Source organism: Treponema sp. B152, from assembly GCF_024181665.1.
Lineage (GTDB): Bacteria > Spirochaetota > Spirochaetia > Treponematales > Treponemataceae > Treponema_B > Treponema_B denticola.
The window spans coordinates 29,469-49,973 of sequence record NZ_CP058668.1 but is presented as its reverse complement, the minus strand read 5'-3'; the positions used below and the strand labels follow the sequence as shown (position 1 = coordinate 49,973).

Annotated in this window: 18 protein-coding genes and 1 tRNA gene; 11 read left to right on the top strand and 8 right to left on the bottom strand. The window is 38.8% G+C overall.

What is annotated here, in order from left to right; genetic code table 11:
- Positions 1-30: 30 nt before the first annotated feature.
- The 3 genes from HYB91_RS00240 (at position 31) to HYB91_RS00230 (ending at position 2,997) form a co-directional block, all read left to right on the top strand.
- Positions 31-1,761 (top strand): M3 family oligoendopeptidase, encoded by a 1,731-nt coding sequence (locus tag HYB91_RS00240; RefSeq protein ID WP_002676227.1) that lies wholly within the window; start codon positions 31-33, stop codon positions 1,759-1,761.
- A 179-nt stretch (positions 1,762-1,940) separates the two neighbouring features.
- Positions 1,941-2,357, top strand: a complete 417-nt coding sequence (locus HYB91_RS00235) for an EamA family transporter (protein ID WP_002676228.1) — start codon at positions 1,941-1,943, stop codon at positions 2,355-2,357.
- Positions 2,358-2,469: 112 nt separating this feature from the next.
- Positions 2,470-2,997 (top strand): restriction endonuclease subunit S, encoded by a 528-nt coding sequence (locus HYB91_RS00230; RefSeq protein ID WP_002676230.1) that lies wholly within the window; start codon positions 2,470-2,472, stop codon positions 2,995-2,997.
- 231 nt (positions 2,998-3,228) lie between these two features.
- On the opposite strand, the gene HYB91_RS00225 is transcribed toward HYB91_RS00230, so the two are convergent.
- Positions 3,229-4,038: a tyrosine-type recombinase/integrase gene (locus HYB91_RS00225; RefSeq protein WP_002673445.1), complete on the bottom strand. Its 810-nt coding sequence runs from the start codon at positions 4,036-4,038 to the stop codon at positions 3,229-3,231.
- 60 nt (positions 4,039-4,098) lie between these two features.
- Between HYB91_RS00225 and HYB91_RS00220 the strand changes: the two genes are divergently transcribed.
- Entirely contained in the window at positions 4,099-4,698 is a 600-nt protein-coding gene (locus tag HYB91_RS00220) for a restriction endonuclease subunit S (protein ID WP_044956526.1), read from the top strand.
- Here HYB91_RS00220 and HYB91_RS00215 read toward each other — a convergent pair.
- Genes HYB91_RS00215 through HYB91_RS00200 form a run of 4 tightly spaced genes read right to left on the bottom strand, consistent with a single transcriptional unit; the run spans position 4,669 to position 11,350 of the window.
- Positions 4,669-6,261: a restriction endonuclease subunit S gene (locus tag HYB91_RS00215; protein WP_253719558.1), complete on the bottom strand. Its 1,593-nt coding sequence runs from the start codon at positions 6,259-6,261 to the stop codon at positions 4,669-4,671. The two genes, HYB91_RS00220 and HYB91_RS00215, sit on opposite strands and share 30 nt — an antisense overlap.
- Before the next feature lie 27 nt (positions 6,262-6,288).
- On the bottom strand, positions 6,289-7,104 hold the full coding sequence (locus HYB91_RS00210) for a Fic family protein (protein ID WP_002676232.1): 816 nt from the start codon (positions 7,102-7,104) through the stop codon (positions 6,289-6,291).
- Positions 7,101-8,543, bottom strand: a complete 1,443-nt coding sequence (locus tag HYB91_RS00205) for a type I restriction-modification system subunit M (protein WP_002676233.1) — start codon at positions 8,541-8,543, stop codon at positions 7,101-7,103. Before HYB91_RS00205 ends, HYB91_RS00210 begins: the two co-directional genes overlap by 4 nt.
- Positions 8,544-8,545: 2 nt before the next feature.
- Positions 8,546-11,350 carry a type I restriction endonuclease subunit R gene (locus HYB91_RS00200; RefSeq protein ID WP_002676234.1) on the bottom strand — a complete coding sequence of 935 codons (2,805 nt, stop codon included), beginning with the start codon at positions 11,348-11,350 and terminating at the stop codon, positions 8,546-8,548.
- Between the two features lie 221 nt (positions 11,351-11,571).
- On the opposite strand from HYB91_RS00200, the gene HYB91_RS00195 reads away from it, so the two are divergent.
- From HYB91_RS00195 to HYB91_RS00165, 7 genes are all read left to right on the top strand, one after another.
- Positions 11,572-12,030, top strand: a complete 459-nt coding sequence (locus tag HYB91_RS00195) for a GNAT family N-acetyltransferase (protein ID WP_002676235.1) — start codon at positions 11,572-11,574, stop codon at positions 12,028-12,030.
- A 96-nt stretch (positions 12,031-12,126) separates the two neighbouring features.
- A complete protein-coding gene (locus HYB91_RS00190) occupies positions 12,127-12,438 on the top strand; it encodes a type II toxin-antitoxin system RelB/DinJ family antitoxin (protein WP_002676237.1) in 312 nt (103 codons plus the stop codon).
- Complete coding sequence (locus tag HYB91_RS00185; RefSeq protein ID WP_002673437.1) at positions 12,407-12,853, top strand: putative toxin-antitoxin system toxin component, PIN family; 447 nt, start codon at positions 12,407-12,409, stop codon at positions 12,851-12,853. Before HYB91_RS00190 ends, HYB91_RS00185 begins: the two co-directional genes overlap by 32 nt.
- Before the next feature lie 20 nt (positions 12,854-12,873).
- Entirely contained in the window at positions 12,874-14,049 is a 1,176-nt protein-coding gene (gene hflX, locus HYB91_RS00180) for a GTPase HflX (RefSeq protein ID WP_002676243.1), read from the top strand.
- Positions 14,050-14,114: 65 nt separating this feature from the next.
- Positions 14,115-14,187, top strand: a tRNA-Ala gene (locus tag HYB91_RS00175).
- 55 nt (positions 14,188-14,242) lie between these two features.
- On the top strand, positions 14,243-15,955 hold the full coding sequence (locus HYB91_RS00170; protein WP_002667010.1) for a hypothetical protein: 1,713 nt from the start codon (positions 14,243-14,245) through the stop codon (positions 15,953-15,955).
- A 3-nt stretch (positions 15,956-15,958) separates the two neighbouring features.
- Complete coding sequence (locus HYB91_RS00165; protein WP_002667009.1) at positions 15,959-16,231, top strand: glutaredoxin domain-containing protein; 273 nt, start codon at positions 15,959-15,961, stop codon at positions 16,229-16,231.
- Between the two features lie 117 nt (positions 16,232-16,348).
- On the opposite strand, the gene HYB91_RS00160 is transcribed toward HYB91_RS00165, so the two are convergent.
- From HYB91_RS00160 to HYB91_RS00150, 3 genes are all read right to left on the bottom strand, one after another.
- Positions 16,349-17,440: a peptidoglycan DD-metalloendopeptidase family protein gene (locus HYB91_RS00160; protein ID WP_002676244.1), complete on the bottom strand. Its 1,092-nt coding sequence runs from the start codon at positions 17,438-17,440 to the stop codon at positions 16,349-16,351.
- A 226-nt stretch (positions 17,441-17,666) separates the two neighbouring features.
- Entirely contained in the window at positions 17,667-18,686 is a 1,020-nt protein-coding gene (locus tag HYB91_RS00155) for an ornithine cyclodeaminase (RefSeq protein WP_002667007.1), read from the bottom strand.
- Between the two features lie 117 nt (positions 18,687-18,803).
- Positions 18,804-20,423: a peptide ABC transporter substrate-binding protein gene (locus HYB91_RS00150; RefSeq protein ID WP_002676246.1), complete on the bottom strand. Its 1,620-nt coding sequence runs from the start codon at positions 20,421-20,423 to the stop codon at positions 18,804-18,806.
- Between the last annotated feature and the right edge of the window lie 82 nt (positions 20,424-20,505).

The window sequence follows — 20,505 nt, the reverse complement described above, 5'->3', positions numbered from 1 at the left end:
AGTTCTGTAAAACTTTTCATGGGAGGACTTATGTCAAACACATCTACAGTAAAAACACTTCCTCTGGTTCCGTTTAAGGAAATGCCTTATACGAGACCGGATATGAAGGCTATTGAAAAGGGCTTTGCCGATGCCCTATCTAAATTTAAGGCAGCATCTTCGGTAAAAGAACAAATCGAAGCTATCGATATGGTGCAGGCTATCAACCGTAAGTACAGCACAATGTCTTCTTTGGCCTCGGTCAGGCATACCATCGACACAAGGGATGAATTCTACGATAAAGAGAATGACTTTTATGATGAAGCAGGACCTCTTTTTAGTAAGCTTTCAAACGAATTCGGTGCAGAAATGGTCAAGTCCAAATTCAGAGCCGAGCTCGAAAAGGAATTCGGTCATCAGATCTTTGATTTAACCGATCTATCCTTAAAGGTATTCAGTCCCGAAATTATGGACGATCTCATGGCCGAAAACAAACTGACCAGTAAATACAGTAAGCTCATAGCTTCTGCCCAGATCGAATTCCAAGGCGAAAAGCGAACCCTTTCCCAATTAAGTCCCTTTATGCAGGACATGGATAGGGAGGTAAGAAAGGCGGCAGCAAAGGCCTACTACAGCTTTTTTGAAGAAAATGAAGCCGAATTCGATTCTATCTATGATGAGCTTGTAAAGGTTCGTACAAAAATAGCAAAAAAACTGGGCTACAAAAACTTTGTTCAGCTTGCCTATGACCGCCTTGGCAGAACCGAGTACAATGCCGAAATGGTCGCCAAATACCGCAAGCAGATTTACGAGCTTGTTGTTCCTATTGCTCAAAGTTTAAAAAAACGCCAAAGCAAGAGGTTAAAGCTTGATAAGGTTTATTATTATGACACCGGGCTTAAATACCTTACGGGAAATGCCGTTCCACAAGGCGAGCCTGATTGGATTGTAGAACAGGCAAAGAAGATGTACAATGAGCTCTCGCCCGAAACAAGCGAATTCTTTAAGATGATGACCGATTACGGCCTGATGGACTTACTTTCAACCAAGGGAAAGGCAGGCGGCGGGTATTGTACGGGCTTCCCCTTGTACAAGGTACCCTTTATCTTTGCAAACTTTAACAAAACCCAGCACGATGTCGAGGTTATGACCCACGAAGCGGGTCATGCCTTCCAAGCTTATCAGAGTAGAAATGCACGCCTTCTCGAATACGGATGGCCGACGCTTGAAGCTTGCGAAATTCACTCGATGAGTATGGAGTTTTTTACATGGCCATGGATGGAGCTGTTCTTTAAACACCAAACCGAAAAATTTAAGTTTACCCATCTTTCCGGAGCCTTTGAATTCCTCCCATACGGAGCGACAGTCGATGAGTTCCAGCACTGGGTCTATGAAAACCCTGAAGCAAGCCCTGCCGAAAGAAAGGCCGAATGGCATAAAATTGAATTAAAATATAATCCTTCAATTGACTATGCCGATAACGGCTACCTGAACCGAGGCGGCTTTTGGGTAAAGCAGGGGCACATCTTTGCTTCCCCGTTCTATTACATAGATTACACCTTGGCTCAAGTTTGTGCCCTACAGTTCTGGGTAAAAGCCAATGCCGACCGCAAAAAGGCTTGGGAGGATTATTTACGCCTTTGCAAGGCAGGCGGAAGCCTTCCCTTCTTGGAGCTTTTAAAACTTGCAAACCTAAAAAATCCCTTTGAAGAAGGCTGCATCGCTTCGGTTACCCCTGAGTGTGAAAAATGGCTTAATTCGATAGACGATTTAAAACTGTAGCAGTACAAATGAAGCCCCAGCCTTTCGCCGCATTTGATGTTAAGTAACACAGCTTTCAAAGCAACGGTTGAAACTAAAGTGCACCGGAACAAATGGGAAAGGTGTAAAATGCTTTTGTTGACATAAGACAATGAAAATATTATCCTATTTATGCAGCTTTTTGAATTGGAGGCAGTAAAATGGTGTGGGTGATTTTTGCATTTTTATCCGCTGTTTTTGCGGCCCTTACTTCTATTTTGGCAAAAGTCGGGATTGAAGGAGTAAACTCAAATCTGGCAACAGCGGTAAGAACGGCCGTGGTATTAGCAATGGCGTGGGGCATGGTTTTTATTACCAATGCACAACACGGAATAATGGATATCAGCAAGAAAAGCTGGGTATTTTTGGTTCTTTCGGGGCTGGCGACAGCTGCTTCCTGGCTGTGTTATTACAAGGCATTGCAAGCCGGTGAAGCATCCAAAGTCGTTCCTATCGATAAATTAAGCGTAGTTATTACATTGATATTAGCGGTAATTTTTCTACACGAGAATATCAATGTGAAATCTATAATCGGTGCGCTGCTGATTACGGCAGGCACACTTTGCATGGTTTTGTAAGACGAGCCCTGTACCGAAAAGAATATGACATAATTGTTATTATCAAAAATATACCGATGGCTGCGAGGAAAATATTTCTGATGAAATTCCGTTTACCATACCGGAAGGATGGATGTGGTGTAGACTGCCCGAAGTATGCAGAAAACCAATTACTGATGGTACGCATAATTCACCATCGAATAGCGCTTCAGGGGACTTTCTTTATATCACAGCAAAGAATATAAAAAATCTAGACATTTGTTTAGATGATGCAACGTATATTTCTAAAGAAATACATGAGTCTATTTATAGTAGATGTTCACCTGAATTGAATGATGTCTTATTAACTAAAGACGGAACTATTGGAGAAGTTGCTGTTAATACTTTAAATTATCCTTTTAGTATGTTATCAAGTGTTGCTCTTATCAAACCTTCAAATGAAATTTTATCTTGGTTTCTAGCATATATTTTAATATCTGATTTATTACAAAACAAAATGAAAAAGGATGCAAAAGGTTCTGCGTTAAAACGTATTATTCTTGCTCAAATAAATGATTTTCTCATTCCTCTCCCCCCACTCGCCGAACAAAAACGAATCGTTGCCAAAATTGAAGAACTGTTTGCTCAGCTTGATTTTATCACAACTACACTAACAAAATAGTTTTGGTTCAATGGATGTATGGAGAAAAGATCAAGATACTATTAAAAAACTGAAAGAGATTAGCTATGAATAACATTCGCTTCCAAGCTAGCAACAGAGGCAAATTCAGTTGCAGTAAGGAGTTTGTTATAAGAATTATTACTTGGAATTGCCGATATGGTTTTTCAAAAGATGGGCCGTTTAAAGTAAGAAAACCGTCCAAAAACTGAAGTTTCTGGACAGTTTCAATTTTTACCACGTTACAATGCTATCAACCAGTTCCCGCTGTTCGCTTGCGGTGCGGCGTAAATAAATGCGCGTTGTTTCAATACTTTCATGTCCCATTAAATCGGCAAGAAGGGAAATATCATTGAACTTTTCAAGAAAATTCTTTGCATAACGATGCCGGAATGAATGCGGATACACAACCTTTTCACTTATCCCGTACTTTCTGGCATAATTCTTTAGTTGCTGCGCAATTCCGCGGGTAGTAATGTGCTTTTCAAAGCGATTTAAGAATAGATAGCCGGACTCACGTCCAATTGATTCCAGCCATTGCATGGCTTCTTCCTTCAAAATTTTTGGAATATAGAGCCGCCTGAGTTTTCCGCCCTTTGAATATAGATCAAAATATCCCAACTTAACATGCTCAACTTTTATCTGAATAAGCTCGCTGACTCGCGCCCCTGTCGCTGCGAGGAACCACACGACAAAATACCATTCTCGATTTCCATCTCTTTTAAGGCTTGATTTCAAAAATTGATAGTCAGCATTACTGATAACATTTTCAAGGAAGTTCTTCTGCTGAACTTTTACAAATTTTAACTGCAGCTGATCTTTATGTATAAACTGCAAATACTTGTTAATTCCCTGAATCCTTAAATTCACCGTTTTCGGTTTAAAAAACTCAATCAGATAGCCTTTGTATGCAAGCAGATTTTCCTTACTGACAGAATCATAATGTTCTGTGTAGTATTTAACTGTCCATAAATACGATGTAAGAGTATTCTGAGAAAGATTGCTTTTCTTCAAATACTCTTCAAAACTTGTGCCGTTTTCCATAACGACCTCCCAATAAACAAGATTAGCGATCTCTCGCTTACCAGAGAGTATACTTGTAATGTGATTTCTTGTTATTATGAGAAGTTCGAGGGGGCAGAAGAACAGATCGAAATACCGTTTGATTTACCGGAGGGTTGGTGCTGGCAAAAAATTTCTTCAATATGTGAAATAAATCCTAAGAATAAATTGGATAATACTTTAGAAATTTCTTTTGTGCCAATGACTTTAATTGATTCCGAGTTTAATAACAATTTTACCTATGAATTGCAAAGATGGGAAACTGTAAAATCAGGATTTAGTCATTTTGCGGATAATGATATTGGAATTGCAAAGATTACACCTTGTTTTGAAAATAGAAAATCTGTGATTTTTAAGAACTTAAAGAACAAATATGGGGCAGGAACAACAGAATTACATATATTACGAACAAACAATGAATATATTTTCAATGAATATGTATTTTGGTTTATAAAAACAGATACTTTCATAAAGGAAGGAATCAATAATTTCACCGGTGCTGTAGGACAACAAAGGATTGGAAAAGAATTTATTGCAGAAACTCTTATTCCAATTCCACCGTTAAATGAACAGATCAAAATATGTAGAACTATCAATAAGTTAATGAAAAAATTAGACAAGATTTCTTTGAATATCGTCTAAAGCATTAAATATTTCTTCAATTTTAGCAACGATTCTTTTTTGCTCTGAAATTGGAGGAATAGCAATAAAAGATTCTGCCATTTCTTGTAAATAAAATCCCATTTGAGCAGTACCGGTAGCATGTTCAGCTACATAATTTTGATAAAAATTACTATCAAAAAAGAATTTTACATACTTGTTGTAAACCTTGGTGTTAAGAATGGAAACACTCCGTTGAAAGCAGATATTCATTCGGCCGTCATAAATGCAACTTCTTCCTAATGAACCTACGGATGTGAAAAGTATATCACCCGCTGTAGCATTGGTCCTCAAATTTTCTGCATCAAACATCTCTTTCGTTAAATATCTGACATTTTCTAAGTCTTCTACTGTGTTATGATTAATATTTCTTGAAGAAACCATTATATATTCTGTTTTTTCTTCGATACCTTTAGGTGGATTATGATCTCCATCTACAAGCTTATCGCAAATTCGTCCTAATTTTGTCCACTGCCAGTTTTCCGGTAGTTCAAAAGGAATCTCATTATCAATACAAAGATCTTTTTTTTCAAAGAACTTCTCATAATAACAATTATCAGTAGAATTTTTATAAATATACGAATCATACTTACCGCGTTTTATCTCTCCGGCAACGATTTTAGCTTCTTTTTCAGCATGGAGTTTTTCCAGCATAACACTTGCAGGTTCGTCGGTAGGATCTTGCGGAACAAGTTTCCCGCGGATTGCAAGATCGAGGATTTTTGACTTTGCCTGTTTGACGGCTGTCTGTAAGTCGGCTTTATTTTGTTCCAGCAGGTCGATTTGTGCAAAGATTGCTTCTATATTTGTAATTATACGCTTCTGCTCTAAGAGTGGAGGAAGGGGAAATAAAACTTGCTTTACCGTATCAGCCTTTAAATTTTTGACAGTTGAACCTGCAGCAACCAAAGAAAATGAGTTGTAAATGTACTTAGAACTTAGAGCATAATACAAGAAATCTTTTAGAAGATACTTTATTATATCAGCAAAAACAAGCCAGCCGTCATGTATGCAGCCATCTATTTTTAAAATATAAGGCCGACCGAAACTCATAGAATTTGTTAGTAGGAAGTCCCCTGCATGAACAAAACGAGAATGTTTTTTACCTTCGGGTTTGATTTTTTCTTTTGCAGAAATTATATATTTACTTTCCGGAACCGTATCACCTATCTTTATCCAATTTATACCATTTTTTTTGTCAGTAATGAAGTCTTCAATAGGTCGCGGTGAGCCGCCTCTCGCAATATCTGCCACTACCCCCAACCTACACCACGCCCAGCCCTCCGGCACGGCAAACGGGATTTCGTCCTCGATATCCTTTACTCTGCCGTCTGCGAACTTCTCATAGTGCCTGTTATCATCACCGAAAAAAATATACGAATCATTTTTACCGCGTTTCAGTTCACCGGAAGCTATTTTTTTCTCTTTTTCAGCACGGCTCTTTTCAAGGAGTATGGCTGCGCTCTCATCGTCCGGGTTTTGCTTTACAAGCTTTCCGTGAATGGCGAGGTCTAATATTTTTTGACGTAATGCATTTGTGTTCACGTTATAATCTCCCTGTAACAGCCATTATCAGCTGCCGTTCATTTCAAGCGAGGTTTTATATTCTTCTATCTGCTCACTCAAATTCCGTATATGGCGCGAAAACATAAAATCTAAGAACTCCGCAGGATCATCTTTGTCTTGTGAAGAAGCGAGGCTGTGAATATATTCTGCCCTATTTTCCTTTTTTATGATCGAAGGAATTATTCCAGCCTCATATTGGATAAAATTCATTAAGAGCCGGCTCATTCTTCCATTTCCATCTGCCCAAGGATGAATGTGAACCAGTTTATAATGAGCGAGAAAACTAAAAGTGTATTGAGCTTCTATATCTTTTTCTGCAATGGTCTTTCGTTCCGCATTGAGCCAACCGCAAAATTCTTCCAATTTTTGCGGAAGCTTCTGCCACGCCATATAGCTTTTTCCGCCTCGTCCTGCACTGACATTTACCAATCTGAGTTCTCCTTTTGCAGAAGAAAATGTTCCGCCGATTGTATTGTATACAGTGCCGGTATTTTTCATTACGAGAGCTGAAAGTTCACAAAGGATTTCCGGTGTGATTTGCGTATGCTGTTTTGCAAGTTCAAAACTTTTTTCGTATGCAGCTTTTAGGTCAAGATTCATAAGCTGTTCGTGAATCGGCTTATTCGCACTTATCCCTTCGTCAAAAAGCAACTGATTTTCAATTTCCGTTATGGTAGAACCTTCTATTGCCGTTGAATGTGTGATAATCGAATATAAATAGAATTTATCATAATCAATCTGCTGAGAAATTTGCAGCTTGTTGTATTCGTTTATAACTTCTGAAAGTTTATTAAAGTTTTGTTCTTCGTTCCGATTTATCATTCTTCAATTCCTTCAATCAGTTTGGAAAGTTCGGCAACAGCTGCAGCAATGTTTGCGCTTTTGGTTTGAATTGTCTGCATAAGCTCGGCAAGGGAACAATCTACTGCACCGGTATCGTCTTTTATCCATTTTAAGTCGAGGCTGGTCTTTTCATCTTTTAAGATTTCTTCAACCGGAAACTTGCGCCATCTGCCGTTAGGATTTTCAGGCGACCACGTTTCTTTTCTGTCTTCGAGATGTCCTGCACAGTAGCAGCTTACAAAGTCTTCAAGGTCGGAACGTTTAAGCGGTTTCGTTGCAAGTGTGTGTTTAATCCCTGTCCGGTAATCGTAATACCATGTCTCTTGTGTCGGGCTTCCTTTTTCAAAGAACAGTACATTTGCTTTTACGCCGTTTGCATAGAAAATACCGGTCGGCAAACGAAGAATCGTATGAAGATTAAAATCTTTTAGAAGTTTTTTGCGGAGAATCTCTCCAGCACCATCTGCAAAAAGCACATTATCGGGAAGAACTATTCCGGCTCTTCCGCCATCCTTTAACATGACCATCATGTGCTGTAAAAAATTTAACTGGTTGTTGCTTGTCGTTACAATCAAATCGGAACGCATGGTCGAAATATCGACGCTTCCTGCAGGCCGAGCACCGAAAGGCGGATTTGCAAGAATTACATCTACAAGATGTTCGGGTTCGTGTTCCAAACTATCTTCACATTTAATCGGCGTGGTGTCCACTCCAATATCGTGAAGATAAAGATTCATAGAAGCCAACGTTACGACAAGAGGCGTAATGTCATTTCCCCTAAGAGCCTTCGTTTGTAAGAACTCCATTTTACTCTGTTCGTCGCTTTGTTTACGCATATAGTCATACGCAGAAAGCAAGAATCCTCCGGTTCCGCATGCCGGGTCGGCAATGGTCTCCGTAATTTTCGGCTGAACAACATCAACCATAGCATTAATCAAGGGGCGCGGCGTAAAGTACTGCCCTGCTCCTGACTTTTTATCCTGTCCGTTTTTTTCAAGAATACTTTCGTAAATTGCGCCTTTTAGGTCTCCGTCCATACTGAACCAGTTTTCTTCATCAATCATTCCGATCAGTTTTTTAAGAAGTGCCGGTTTTGCAATTTTATTTTGCGCTTCCGTAAAAATTGCGCCGATAAGTCCGTCTGCTGCCTGTAAAACTTCCAGAATCTTTTCATATTTTGCAAGCTGATCTGGCCCATCCAGTTGAACGATATCTTTCCACTTACTTCCGTCAGGAAGTGCACTGCCTAAACCGTATGATTCTTTTTCAAAATCCATTTTTAGAAATAAGAGATATGTCAACTGAATAATATAATCAGTAAATCCGATACCGGCTGCCGCAAGAACATCCGCCATGTTCCAAACTTTTTTCGTAAGAGCCTGTTCCGGTTTTGCTTGTGTTGCTTCTTTTTTTGCCATTTTTATGCTGCCTTTCCGTAGAATAAGTATTTTGAAATTGTCTGCATTTCCGCATTTAGTTTGTCGGCTCCGAAGATTGGAACGGCTTTTACAAACAAATCATGCTTTGCATTGTTTAATTCAATGTTCGTGATACAGCCGTTTTGAACGATATATTCTGCAATCTGCCGCACGATTTCAATTTGTTCCGGCGTAAATTTACGCCAAGCCTGTCCGCAATAAAGGTTGAAATAGCTGCCGAATCGCCTTTTAAGGGACACAAGCTCATCATCCAACTTATATCCGTATCTTACCAGTTGAATAAGATTGGTAAAAACGCCCAGTTCCGTTTCTCTGTTTAGAGGTTTTACTTTTCCGCTTTCTCCGTCCAGCGTTTGATAGCACGTCCATAAGAATTCCGGCTTGAACTGGTTATTATACGCAATCAGCTTCTTTTCCAAATCTTTAAGCATTGTATACGTGATGGCGATTTTTTCCTGATTATAAAGAATCCGTAACGCTTCAATTTCATCTTTATTGTCATCAAGATAGGTTTCAAATGTCGCAATATATTCTTTTGCCTGTTCTTTTGAAAATCCTGCATAAATTAACGTATCCTGTTTTTCAAGGGCAATTTTAATAAATCCGGCATTGATTTCCAAAAGTTTTTTGCGGGCTTTTACGTTGTTTATGAGCGGGGAAATCAAAATCTTTCTTTCTGTGTTCGGCTCGTTAATATCTTTGTAGGGGGGTAAACTGCAAGACTCGGGTGCGATTGATTCAAAAATATTTACAGCCAATTGTTTTACGGTAATAGCGCCGAGTAAGTCATTAAGTTCGATAATATCTTCCGATTCGGCTTTTTTATTTACGTTTGAAAGATAGTCTGCTAAAAGTTCCAAATTATTATCGGATAATTCTCCGTGTGCAAGATGTTCAAGAAGGTCTTTGAGCGGTAAGACTTTTTTTATATCGCCGCTTCCGCCCGGAGTCGGCATTGATTTTTCGTGTTCCGTTACGCCGACGGCATCCACAAGATAATAAAAGTCTTTTGAGGCCGCATTTGTGGTTACATTTCTTAGTTTATCATCGGCGAGCGTTCTGCATCCGCGTCCTTTCATCTGAGTGTAGAGAACTTCGGAATGTATATCGCGCATAAAAACAAGAATTTCCAAAGGCCTGATATCGGTGCCTGTTGCAACAAGCGTAACGGTAATTGCAATCCGAAAATCTTTATTATTCCTAAAATCGCTTATCAGTTGATTTGAATTTCCGGATTTACACGTAATCAACTTAGCATAATGCTCGGGGATTTCTCTGTTAGGAAATTCGTTTTTGAAAACCTTTTTGATTGCTTCTAATATGTCTTCTGCATGGCTTTCTGTTTTTGCAAAGAAAAGCGTTTTTGGAATCATTGTCCAATCTTTTTTTCTGTCCGGGTACAGAGACTCATAGATGGAATCTTTATATGCTTGAACAACCGTTTCGATTTGTGCCGGAATCACGACACTTCTGTCTATGTCCGTTTTGGTGAATTGCCGATCTTCATGCTGCTTTTGCGTTTTTCTTTTACCGCTCCAGTTGGAAACTTTTTTGATTTTTTCACCGTCTTTAATGGTGCCGCCGGTTTCCGAAATTTCGGTTTTAATTCTATACACACGCGGAGGAACATTAACTCCGTCGGCAATGGATTTTTCCAAAGTGTAATTTACTACCCGGTTTTTATTAAAAAACGCTTCAGCTTCAGGTGTCGGAGTTGCCGTCAGTCCGATGATTTTTGCATTATTGAAATAAGTAAGAACCTGCCGCCAATCTCCGTAAATCGAACGATGACATTCATCAATTATAATTACGTCAAAGAAATCCGGCGGTAAGAGTATGTTTCCGGTAAACTGAATCCGTTTCCCCGGTGCGTTTTCATCATTATCCGTTTCTTCGTCATCGTCGGCATCGTTTATTTCTTGCCCCGTGAGTACTGCAAAAAGCCGTTGGATAGTTGAAATGACGACACTTGCATTTCCTATTTTTTCAACGCTTTTAAGACGATGAACAATGTATTCATCGGAAAAAGGATTACCTGTTTCCGTAAGTTTATATGTTCCGAACTCGCCTTCGGCTTGCTTACCAAGATTGTTACGGTCGACAAGGAAAAGAACCCGCTTTGCGGATGTATAATTCAAAAGCCGATACGCTGCGGTACAAGCAGTAAATGTTTTTCCGGCACCCGTAGCTAAAACGATAAGAGCCTTTTTGAATCCCTGCTTAAATGAAAGTTCCAGCTTCGTGATTGCTTCAAATTGACATTCCCTTAAACCTTTTGACCCTACAGCCGGGATAGAAGGAAGTTTTGCATATTCCGAATCAATGTCGTCGCCGGCCAAATTAACAATATCTTTCGGGGTTAGCATTTTTTTGAGAACTTTATAACTCGGTTTTTCGTCGTGCATATCCTTAAAGAGCAAGGTCTCGCCGTTTGAAAGAAAAATAAACGGAAGCGGAGTTTTCCATGCCCGTATCCAATCGGGCAGAATATTTCCGTAATTTTGCGCTTGTTCTGCAACTTCAAGGCCTAAATGATTTTCTTTTCTTTTTGCTTCAAGAACCCCTATAGCTTTTCCGTCAAGATAAAGAATGTAATCAGCTTCTTTATTGCCTTTTAAGATATTTTCACGGACGGCTTGCGCATTTATCGCTTCGGGAACAAACTCATCCCGGTTGACTACCGTCCAGCCGGCATCTTCAAGATATGCATCTATATAAACACGCGCTTTTTGCTCAGGCAATAGGCTGTCATATCTGAAATTATGATTGTTCTTGTATTCCGTCATAAATATATCCTAATGTTCTCATATCCCAAAACTATAGGAACAATTATAACACTATTTTAGTTATTTTAATAGTGCCTTATAATGGTTAAAAGGCAGCCGCTGAATGGCCGCAGCGTTTTTTAGTTTCGGGGATGTTTCAAAAATTTGTTACTTTTTCACCATCCTTTACTAGACTTGAATTGCACTTTAAGGTAATATACTGGTAAAAAATAGGAGTTGCTATGATAAAAATTCTAAAAATAGAAAACAAAGACGAAAAAGCAAAAATTGTCGAAGATGTTTTGACGGATTTACCTGAATGGTTCGGCTTGCCTGAAAGCACAAAAGAGTATATCAATGATTCAAAAGAATTGGATTTATGGGCCGCAAAGGAAAATGATGAAACTATCGGGTTTATAACATTAACCGAATCAAGCTCAGATTGTGCTGATGTGCATTGTATGGGAGTAAAAAAAATATATCACAATAAAGGAATCGGCACATTATTATTTAATGAGCTGAAAAAATTTGCTTCAACTAAATATGATTATATACAGGTAAAAACGGTAGATGAAGGACACTATAAAGAATATGACCAAACAATAGCCTTTTATAAAAAACAAGGATTTAAAAAATTAGAAGTTTTTCCCACACTCTGGGATGAATGGAATCCTTGTCTGATAATGATCCAAAAATTATAAAACATCGAAAGTATTATCGGATAATTTTAGTATTTTATCATTACATTGTACTTGCAAAAAAATTATTTTATATTATAATATTATTAGGGGGTAAGTATGGCAAGTACATTAGTTCAAATTAGGGTTGATGAGAAACTGAAAGACGATGTGACTGCTGTTTATGAGCAGTTAGGATTAGACTTATCCACAGCCGTACGTATATTTTTTAAGCGTAGTGTTGCTGAAAATGGGATTCCTTTTAATATGAAACTGGAAAATACAAAACAAACTTTAATAAAAAAAGAAATTCCTCTGGACATTCTTTCAGCAATGCAGTCTATGTCTAAAAGTGCAGCAATTTATGGCGTTTCCGAAATGAGCATTGAGGAAATTAATAATGAAATCGATGCAGCACGAAAAGGAAAATAGAGTGCCGCTGTACGCCGTAATTGATACAAATGTTCTTGTTTCTGCATTTTTAAAAGAAAATTCTATTCCTCGTTTTGTGATTAACTATATGTATGCAGGCAAAATCATCCCAATTTATAATGAAGAAATTATAAGCGAATATTTTGCTGTGTTGTCCCGTCCAAAATTTTGCTTTCCTAAGGAAGCTGTCAATATTGCGGTTAATGCAATACAAAAAATAGGCTTAAAAATGGATGGGGTAAATGTTTTAGATCCTATGCCTGACCCAAAAGACATTGTTTTTTATGCTGTTACGATGAGTGCCAGGCAGAATTTTGAAACTTATTTGATCACCGGTAATATAAAACACTTTCCTATGGAAACCTTTGTTGTAACACCGCGTCAAATTTTAGATTTACTTGAAAAACCAATTTAGTAACAAAGGAGCTTTACCGCATGTATATAACCGATAACGAAACAAAAAAGGCTCTACTTATTTTTACCGATATATTTTCAGGGCCGGCCTCAAGTTCTCATATAAGCCGCTCCTCCTTGCAGGAAAAAAATACGGAAGCCCTAAAAGAAATAGAAGAAAAGGAGCTGAAAAGTCTTGTTGAAACCATCTTTTTAAAGCCCCTATCCTCCCTCCGTTTTAGAATAGCAAAAGAAAACCCTGCAACTCTTGTAGGTTCGGGGCAGCTTGAAAAAATTGCTCAAGCTATCGAAGAAGAAAGAGCCGATCTTGTTGTCTTTAACAGTGCGGTAAGCCCCCGCATTCAGCGAAACCTTGAAGCAGCCTTTAACACCTGCGTTATAGACCGCTCCGAGGTTATTATCCAAATATTTGCGGACAGGGCGCAAACGAGGGAGGCAGTCTTGCAGGCTGAACTCGCCCGTTTAGAATACTCTATGCCCCGCCTTACCCGAAGATGGACGAGCCTAGCCCAACAAAGAGGCGGGGCAAAAGGAACAAGAGGAGCGTCCAGAGGTGCGGGTGAAAAAAAGCTGGAGCTTGACAGAAGGCGCTTAAAAACCGAAATTGCCAAGCTTAAAAAAGAGGTGGAGCGGGTAAGACTTCAAAGGAGTGAACAGCGTAAAACCCGCTTAAACGGGGATAAAAAAATAGGAGCCATCGTAGGCTACACAAATGCCGGAAAATCTTCCCTTTTAAAAAAACTTTCGGGAGCGGAAGTATTTACCGAAGACAAGCTTTTTGCCACCCTTGATGCCGAAACCAGAAAAGTTTTTTTACAAACGGGCGAAAAAAATATTCAAATTTTATTGACCGATACCGTAGGCTTTGTAAGTAATCTGCCTCACCAGCTGATTGATGCCTTCCGCTCGACCTTGGAAGAAGCCGCCCTTGCAGATTTTTTAATCATAGTATGCGATGCAGCCCATCCTGCAATGCCTGAATGTCTTGAAGTAACAAAAAAGGTCTTAGACGAGCTTTCTTGCAGTGATAAGCCCTCTATAATTGCCATAAACAAAATGGATGACATTTTTGATGAGGCTCAATTACTAAACTTAAAAGAGCGTTATCCCGAAGCCGTCGAGATTTCGGTTACAACGGGACAGGGTCTTGAAGGTTTAAAGAAAAAAATAACCGATATAATTATTTTTGATAAATAACAAGATATTCTTAAAATACCCTTGACAGACTATTCATTTTATTGATATAATCAGCACATGTTGATGGGGATATAGCTCAATTGGTAGAGCGCTTGCATGGCATGCAAGAGGTCAGGGGTTCAATTCCCCTTATCTCCAATGTTTAGAGTTATTAGTTTTCCGACTTATTGGTTTAATTAAGGTGGTTTAATCGGTGGATTCGACAACTGAAATAGATCTTGATGAACTTCTCAAAGATGTAGTAATGCCTTCAGGTGATACGTCAGTACAGCCGCCTCCGGTTTCTTCCGGTTTTGACTTTGATGTCGGTCAAAGAGCTCCATTCCCCGATATTAAAGCCGGCGGTTTAAGCAGAGATACGATGTTTTCCATGGCTCCTGAAGCCAGAGGAGAAGCAAAGCGGGATCCGAGCGAACCGGATCTTACCTTAACGCATTTTGAAAAAGTTGAAAAGTTTTTTTCCGATACCCCCCATACATTATTTGATACTGCAGAGTTTTACAAGGCTGTTCTAAAAGGCGAAGGCGAAAATGCCCAGCGTCTTCATACCTCCCTTACCAAATTTTTAACGACTACTGACCCTAAAGACCGAACCGTATTCAGACAGCAAGTCGAATCGGCCTATTGGAATCTTGTTTCCGATATGGTCATGAAAATAGCCTCAGGAAAATCTTCAAAAGAAAAACAATATGCAGTAAGATACGGACTTGTTCTTCCTACGCTTTTAACCACAGAACAAAAAGATATGTTTGCAAAAGTAATAGACGAAAATAAATATTGTGAGGCAGTCTATTATTTGGATGAGTGGTTCAGAGAAATCGGAATAGGAAAAATCAACCCTTCGGCAACGGACGAAGTTAAAATTTCAAAAAGAGACGATAATTCAAGATTTAATCAGCTTTTAGAAAAGGCAAAGGGAAAACTCCAAACTGCCGATAATTTACTGAGGGCAAAATCGGAAGAAATCAGCCGTTATGAAGACTCCATAAAACAGCAAATTGACAGCATGTTCTCTCATGATATGCTGGCAAATTTTTCCAATGTAAAATCGCCTTATTCGGAATCGCAAAAACAGCAAATCATGCAAATAAACGAAAGGCTGAAAAAACTGCTCAATTTCGACAAAGAATTACAAAACTGTATTTCAGATTATAAAGAAGCCGATGCAGATGTACGCAGCTTGAGGGAGAAGGCTGATGCTTCCGGAGGAATCACGACCAATATGTCCGGGGCCGAAGGAGAATTCGATACTGTTAAGCAGATGGCAAAAATGACCTGCGGACGCAAAGGTAATCATTTTCCAATCCTATCCCGTGAATATTTTAGAAGCTCTTCAAAAGAATTGGGAACTCGCGAGAACATTTTAAGAGAAATGAAATGGCTTGAAGATATAGACGTGCAAGCCTATTGCCGACAATATAAAAATCAATTAAACAGGATTCCTCCCTTTGTCATATTGGTTCCGACTTATGGAGATATAGGCTTTTGCTGGGAACCTTTTGACCGCTATAACAGGGTTACAAGTAGAGGCAGAATAGTAATCCCGATGTATCCTAAAAGCCTTAAAGTTTCCCTCTTAATGGCTACTGCAGATTTACGCTGGCAGGTTGCAAAGGAAAAAGCTTCCTACTATTGGATGGAAGAAGGCTTGACCGGCAATTATTATCAATGGTTCCAAAACCAAAAACTAAAAGGTGACATAAAAGAATATTTTATTCAGGATTATATAACTTGGATGATAAAAGAAAGCGAAGGCATTCAAAAATTAGACAAGGAAGTTAGAGAAGTATTTTGGAGGTACATGCCCTTTTCCGATCCAATTAAGGCAAAACTAAAAGATAGGGCCTTGGTATATCAAGAGCTTTGTCAAAGAGACTTAAACCGCCAGATGTCGGATGGGTACTAGACTATGAAAAAACAATTATTTTTATTCGGTAGTAAATTATGCCCCGATTGCGGGCCTGCAAAGGAATATTTAGAAAGAAAAGGAGTAAAGTTCCGCTATTTTGACATTACTGAAGATTTAGGTTATCTAAAGTTTTTGTTAAAATATCGGGACGAGAGAGCTGAATTTGATCAGCTCAAAAAGGAGGGAAAGATCGGCATCCCATGCTTGATGGTTGGAGACGGCGAAGAGTTTGTATTCGACATTGAAGAAGCAGACCTATCAAAATGGTCTTAATGCTAACCAACCTTCTTGCTCTAAGTCATGTATCTTAGCCGGTTGGTATTTAGGTTGATCCTAAATACAATCTTGCAGGACGTGTGAGGACACGTCCTGCTTTTTTTTATGTAATTCTTATTTTAATACGGTTAATGGATTAATGAGTTTTCCGTCTTTATATACGGAAAAATGAACATGGGGGCCCGTAGATCTTCCCGTATTTCCTACAGTTCCGATAATACTGCCCTGATTTAGAATTTGGCCTCTCCTTACCTTTATCGAATTCATATGCCCATACATTGACTGATAACCGCCCGAATGAGTAACTATAACATAATTACCATAAACGGCAGAATAGCCTGTATAAGAAACCGTACCGTCGAGAGTCAGCTTAATAGGAGTTCCTATAGGAGAAGCAATATCGATACCTGTGTGAAAACTCTTCCTTCCGGTAAAAGGATCTCTTCTGTAACCAAACGGCGAAGTAAGCCTTCCAATCACAGGATAAATAAAAAGCTCGCCCAAGGCCTTTTTAAGCTCAAAGGAGCTCATCGTTGCCCCCGGAATAAAAAGCTTTTGTCCTATGCTTACCGTCTGATTCTCAAGGTCATTTGCATCCAAGATTGCATTGATAGACAGGTTAAATTTACCGGCAATAGAGCTCAAGGAATCGCCCTTTACGGCCGTATAAATAAGCCCGTCAATCGAAGGAATAATCAGCTTTTGGCCTATCCTTAACTTCTTTGCGCTGCTTATTCCGTTTACTGAAAGAAGTGTACCTAAATTTTTAAGACCGAATTTTTGAATAATACCGCTTACCGTATCCCCTTTTGAAACCATATATTCTTCAAAATCGACGGCAGTAATAAAATCGGGCACATCAGCAGGAGAAAAAGGGGCACCTTCTGCAGTTTCCGAATGAGGAAGGTCATATTCTTTTACAATCTCAGAAGAAGGCATGGTATATTGACGCATTGCATTTATAGATGAAGGCTCTTCCCAAAATGATATAGACCTTATTGATGAAAGCCCCCAATTAAGCTTTAAAATCGGGAAATAAAAAAATAGGAATCCTGCCGTGAGCATAGCTAAGAGCCCGAAAACAATCAAAGATTCATCCCTAGAGCTAAGTCTGCTCTTTTTTACGGTATTCGGCTTTCTATATCTATTATTATGATACGATCTATTGTTATGATGCACTGCATCCGAATAAGTTATGATATCCATATCCAGTATATCGGCATAAAAAAATATGTTTTTAGGCTAAATTAAAACAACATACCCCGACGCAAGTGTCGGGGTATGTTGTTCTCATAAGGTGGTTGCAGTCGGCTTTAATACCCTTCGTTACGACGCAAGCGTCGGGGTATTAAACCCTCCGCACGAATAAGAAAAAGGCTTAAAACTTATAAAAGTTTTAAGCCTTTCGTTAGAAACTATAATGTGGTAAAGATTATCTTAACATACCGTACAAGTTTTTCGGGTTCTTCAGAACGGGGACAAGTTCCTGAGGAATACCGACATTTTCATCCTTTGCTATATCGTACATCAAGCGAAGAATTGAAAAATCTTCAAGAGCAAAACCTACGGAATCAAAAATGGTAATTTCATCCGGCTTGCGGTTTATAGGTTTACCTGTTTTGATTACATTCCAAATTTCGGTAACTTTAAAGTTATCGTCCATATGCTGAATTTCGCCCTCGATTCGGCTCTGAGGTTCAAATTCTACATAAACGTCTCCCATAAAAAGAACCTTTGAATCAAGCTCGGTTTTTCCGGGACAGTCGCCGCCAACAGCGTTTATGTGCATACCGGGCTCAACCATATCGGGGGTAATGATAATGGCATTTTTCTTATCGGCCGTAATTGTCGTAATAATATCGACTCCCTTACAAGCCTCTTTTGTGCTGCTGCATTTGATAAGCTTTAAGCCCTTTACATCTTTAAGATTATCCATGAGTTTATCTGTTGCAGCAGGATCAACATCATAGCAATAAATTTCTTCAACCCCCAAAATATGATGAAATCCAAGAGCTTGGAATTCGCTTTGACAGCCGTTCCCTATTAAGGCCATCTTTTTAGGGTTAGGTTTTGCAAGATACTTTGCAGCCATTACCGAGGTTGCGGCAGTTCTAACCGCCGTTGTCAAAGTCAATTCACTCAAAAGAAGAGGAAATCCTGTACAAACTTCAGCTAAAACTCCTATAGCCATAACGGTTAAAAAATTGTGCTTAGGGTTTTCAGGATGACCGTTTACGTACTTAAACGAATAGGTTTTGGAGTCTCCTATCGGCATGAGCTCAATAACCCCTACGGGACTGTGGTGAGCCATCCTTGGAACCTTGTCAAAGTCATTCCATCTTTTATAATCTTCTTCCAAATAAGGAACAAGCCGTTTAATAACCGTTTCGGCACCGACAGATTTAAGATACTTTGCCATTGTAGGCAAATCAATATACTTCGTCTTCAACATAAGCCTCCATGTGTTGATTATATACTATTATGCTAACGCATTTTATAGCTTTTGTCCACCAAAAAATGCCGAATTTTAAAAATAAGCTTTTAACCTTATTTTTAGCAGTAATATACATCAATCCTCAATAAAGGCGTATTTTAGATTATAGGTTCCCGGATAAAACTGTTTAACTCCTTTTAATTTTGTTTGCATAAAGATATTATAGGTTTGGTTTGCGTAAGGAGCAATACCGCATTCTTCTGCCAATAAAATCATTTCCGCTTTTTTAAAAAGTTCCAGCTTTTCGCTAAAATCGGAGCTTTTTTTTGCCCGTAAAACCAAATCGGTGTACTCATTATTTTCCCAGCCTATCGGAACAATTTTATTTCCGGGTAAAAAAAGGTCCAAATATCTGGCGGGTGTATCAATACCGCCGCCCCATGATTTAAAACCGACTTGATAGTCCAAGCTCTTATTCCGCTTTTTAAAGACCGTTCCCTCGATTTTATCAAGCTCTACATTTACTCCCAAAACATTTGAAAGCCTGTTTTGTAAATATTCATCAAATTTCGAGCTTTCATTTGACGGGAACATTATCGAAATTGTTATCTTTGAAGGGTCATCTCCAAGTCCCAATTCTTTTAAGCCCTCAATAAAATGAGCCTTAGGATCAGGAACTTTTTTTATCAATTCTTGAATCGGCTCGCCCGCAAGGTTGCGGTAATTTTTACCTTCAAGCTCGGTAGCAATCGAAACAAAACCGTAGGCCGGTTTATAAATATCGTCAAACAGGTCGGTACAAATTTCTTTGCGGTCAAGGCTTGCCGAAATAGCTTGACGAATTTTTTTGTTTGAAAACAACTTGTCTTTTTGATTCATAAAGATATATTGAACGCGGCTGTCAACTCCGTTTATTTCGGCAAAGCGGTTTTCTTTTTTCAGCTTATTTATCCAGCTGATAGAATAAGCATTTGCAATATCGATGCTGCCGTTTAAAAGCTCACCGAGGGCGGCATTTTCTTCATTTATTATTTTAAATGTAAGAGCATCTATTTTTACATTTTCAGCATTCCAAAATTTTTCGTTTTTAACAAGCTCAATCTTGCTGTTATGCACCCAAGTTTTTACTTTAAAAGCTCCGCTGCAAATTATTTTTTCGGCCTCGCTGCCGTAGGATAGACCGAATTCTTTTATAATATCTTCCCTTTGCGGCGGAATTTTTGCGGCAAATTCATGAAGATTTTTTATAGGATTTTCGGTTATTATTTGAAGAGTTCTTTCATCAAGAGCCTTGATTCCTATTTCGGAGTAGTCCAGCTTACCCTTTAAAATATCTTGAGCATTTTTGATATAGTCATAATACATTGCCATAGGTGAGGCAGATTCGGCATTGATGATACGGCGAATACTGTAAACAAAGTCCTCAGCCCTTATCTTTACACCGTCAGACCAATAGGCTTCACGCAATTTAAAAGTCCATTCCGTATAATCGGCATTATGAGTCCAAGACTCGGCAAGGGCCGGAAGAATTTTTATCTCCCCATTATCTTCAGTTAAAATATCGGTTAAATTTTCATTTATATAGTCCAATATTATAAAAGAGTACCTGTCTGAAGCCTTTGCAGCATCCAAAATACTCGGTTCCGCACCCAATGAAGCCGTAACAGTTTTAGGCTCGCCAATTTTCTTATTGCTGTTGCAGGCAAAAAAAAGCAGCACCAGTGCTGCCAACCAAAATAATTTTCTACCTTTCATATATAAACCTCGGCTGACAATATAACAAATTTTAAATAATTCTTCCAGCAGTCAATAGTATTTTTTAAGATACCTTGAAAAA

What these genes read in the sequence shown, in the direction of transcription:
- HYB91_RS00160 (WP_002676244.1), bottom strand. Translation starts at nt 17,440, where the DNA reads ATGGATATCATAACTTATTCGGATGCAGTGCATCATAACAATAGATCG.
- HYB91_RS00155 (WP_002667007.1), bottom strand. Translation starts at nt 18,686, where the DNA reads ATGTTGAAGACGAAGTATATTGATTTGCCTACAATGGCAAAGTATCTT.
- HYB91_RS00225 (WP_002673445.1), bottom strand. Translation starts at nt 4,038, where the DNA reads ATGGAAAACGGCACAAGTTTTGAAGAGTATTTGAAGAAAAGCAATCTT.
- HYB91_RS00150 (WP_002676246.1), bottom strand. Translation starts at nt 20,423, where the DNA reads ATGAAAGGTAGAAAATTATTTTGGTTGGCAGCACTGGTGCTGCTTTTT.
- HYB91_RS00230 (WP_002676230.1), top strand. Translation starts at nt 2,470, where the DNA reads ATGTGGTGTAGACTGCCCGAAGTATGCAGAAAACCAATTACTGATGGT.
- HYB91_RS00235 (WP_002676228.1), top strand. Translation starts at nt 1,941, where the DNA reads ATGGTGTGGGTGATTTTTGCATTTTTATCCGCTGTTTTTGCGGCCCTT.
- HYB91_RS00165 (WP_002667009.1), top strand. Translation starts at nt 15,959, where the DNA reads ATGAAAAAACAATTATTTTTATTCGGTAGTAAATTATGCCCCGATTGC.
- HYB91_RS00185 (WP_002673437.1), top strand. Translation starts at nt 12,407, where the DNA reads ATGAAATCGATGCAGCACGAAAAGGAAAATAGAGTGCCGCTGTACGCC.
- HYB91_RS00200 (WP_002676234.1), bottom strand. Translation starts at nt 11,350, where the DNA reads ATGACGGAATACAAGAACAATCATAATTTCAGATATGACAGCCTATTG.
- HYB91_RS00205 (WP_002676233.1), bottom strand. Translation starts at nt 8,543, where the DNA reads ATGGCAAAAAAAGAAGCAACACAAGCAAAACCGGAACAGGCTCTTACG.
- HYB91_RS00240 (WP_002676227.1), top strand. Translation starts at nt 31, where the DNA reads ATGTCAAACACATCTACAGTAAAAACACTTCCTCTGGTTCCGTTTAAG.
- HYB91_RS00195 (WP_002676235.1), top strand. Translation starts at nt 11,572, where the DNA reads ATGATAAAAATTCTAAAAATAGAAAACAAAGACGAAAAAGCAAAAATT.
- hflX (WP_002676243.1), top strand. Translation starts at nt 12,874, where the DNA reads ATGTATATAACCGATAACGAAACAAAAAAGGCTCTACTTATTTTTACC.
- HYB91_RS00210 (WP_002676232.1), bottom strand. Translation starts at nt 7,104, where the DNA reads ATGATAAATCGGAACGAAGAACAAAACTTTAATAAACTTTCAGAAGTT.
- HYB91_RS00190 (WP_002676237.1), top strand. Translation starts at nt 12,127, where the DNA reads ATGGCAAGTACATTAGTTCAAATTAGGGTTGATGAGAAACTGAAAGAC.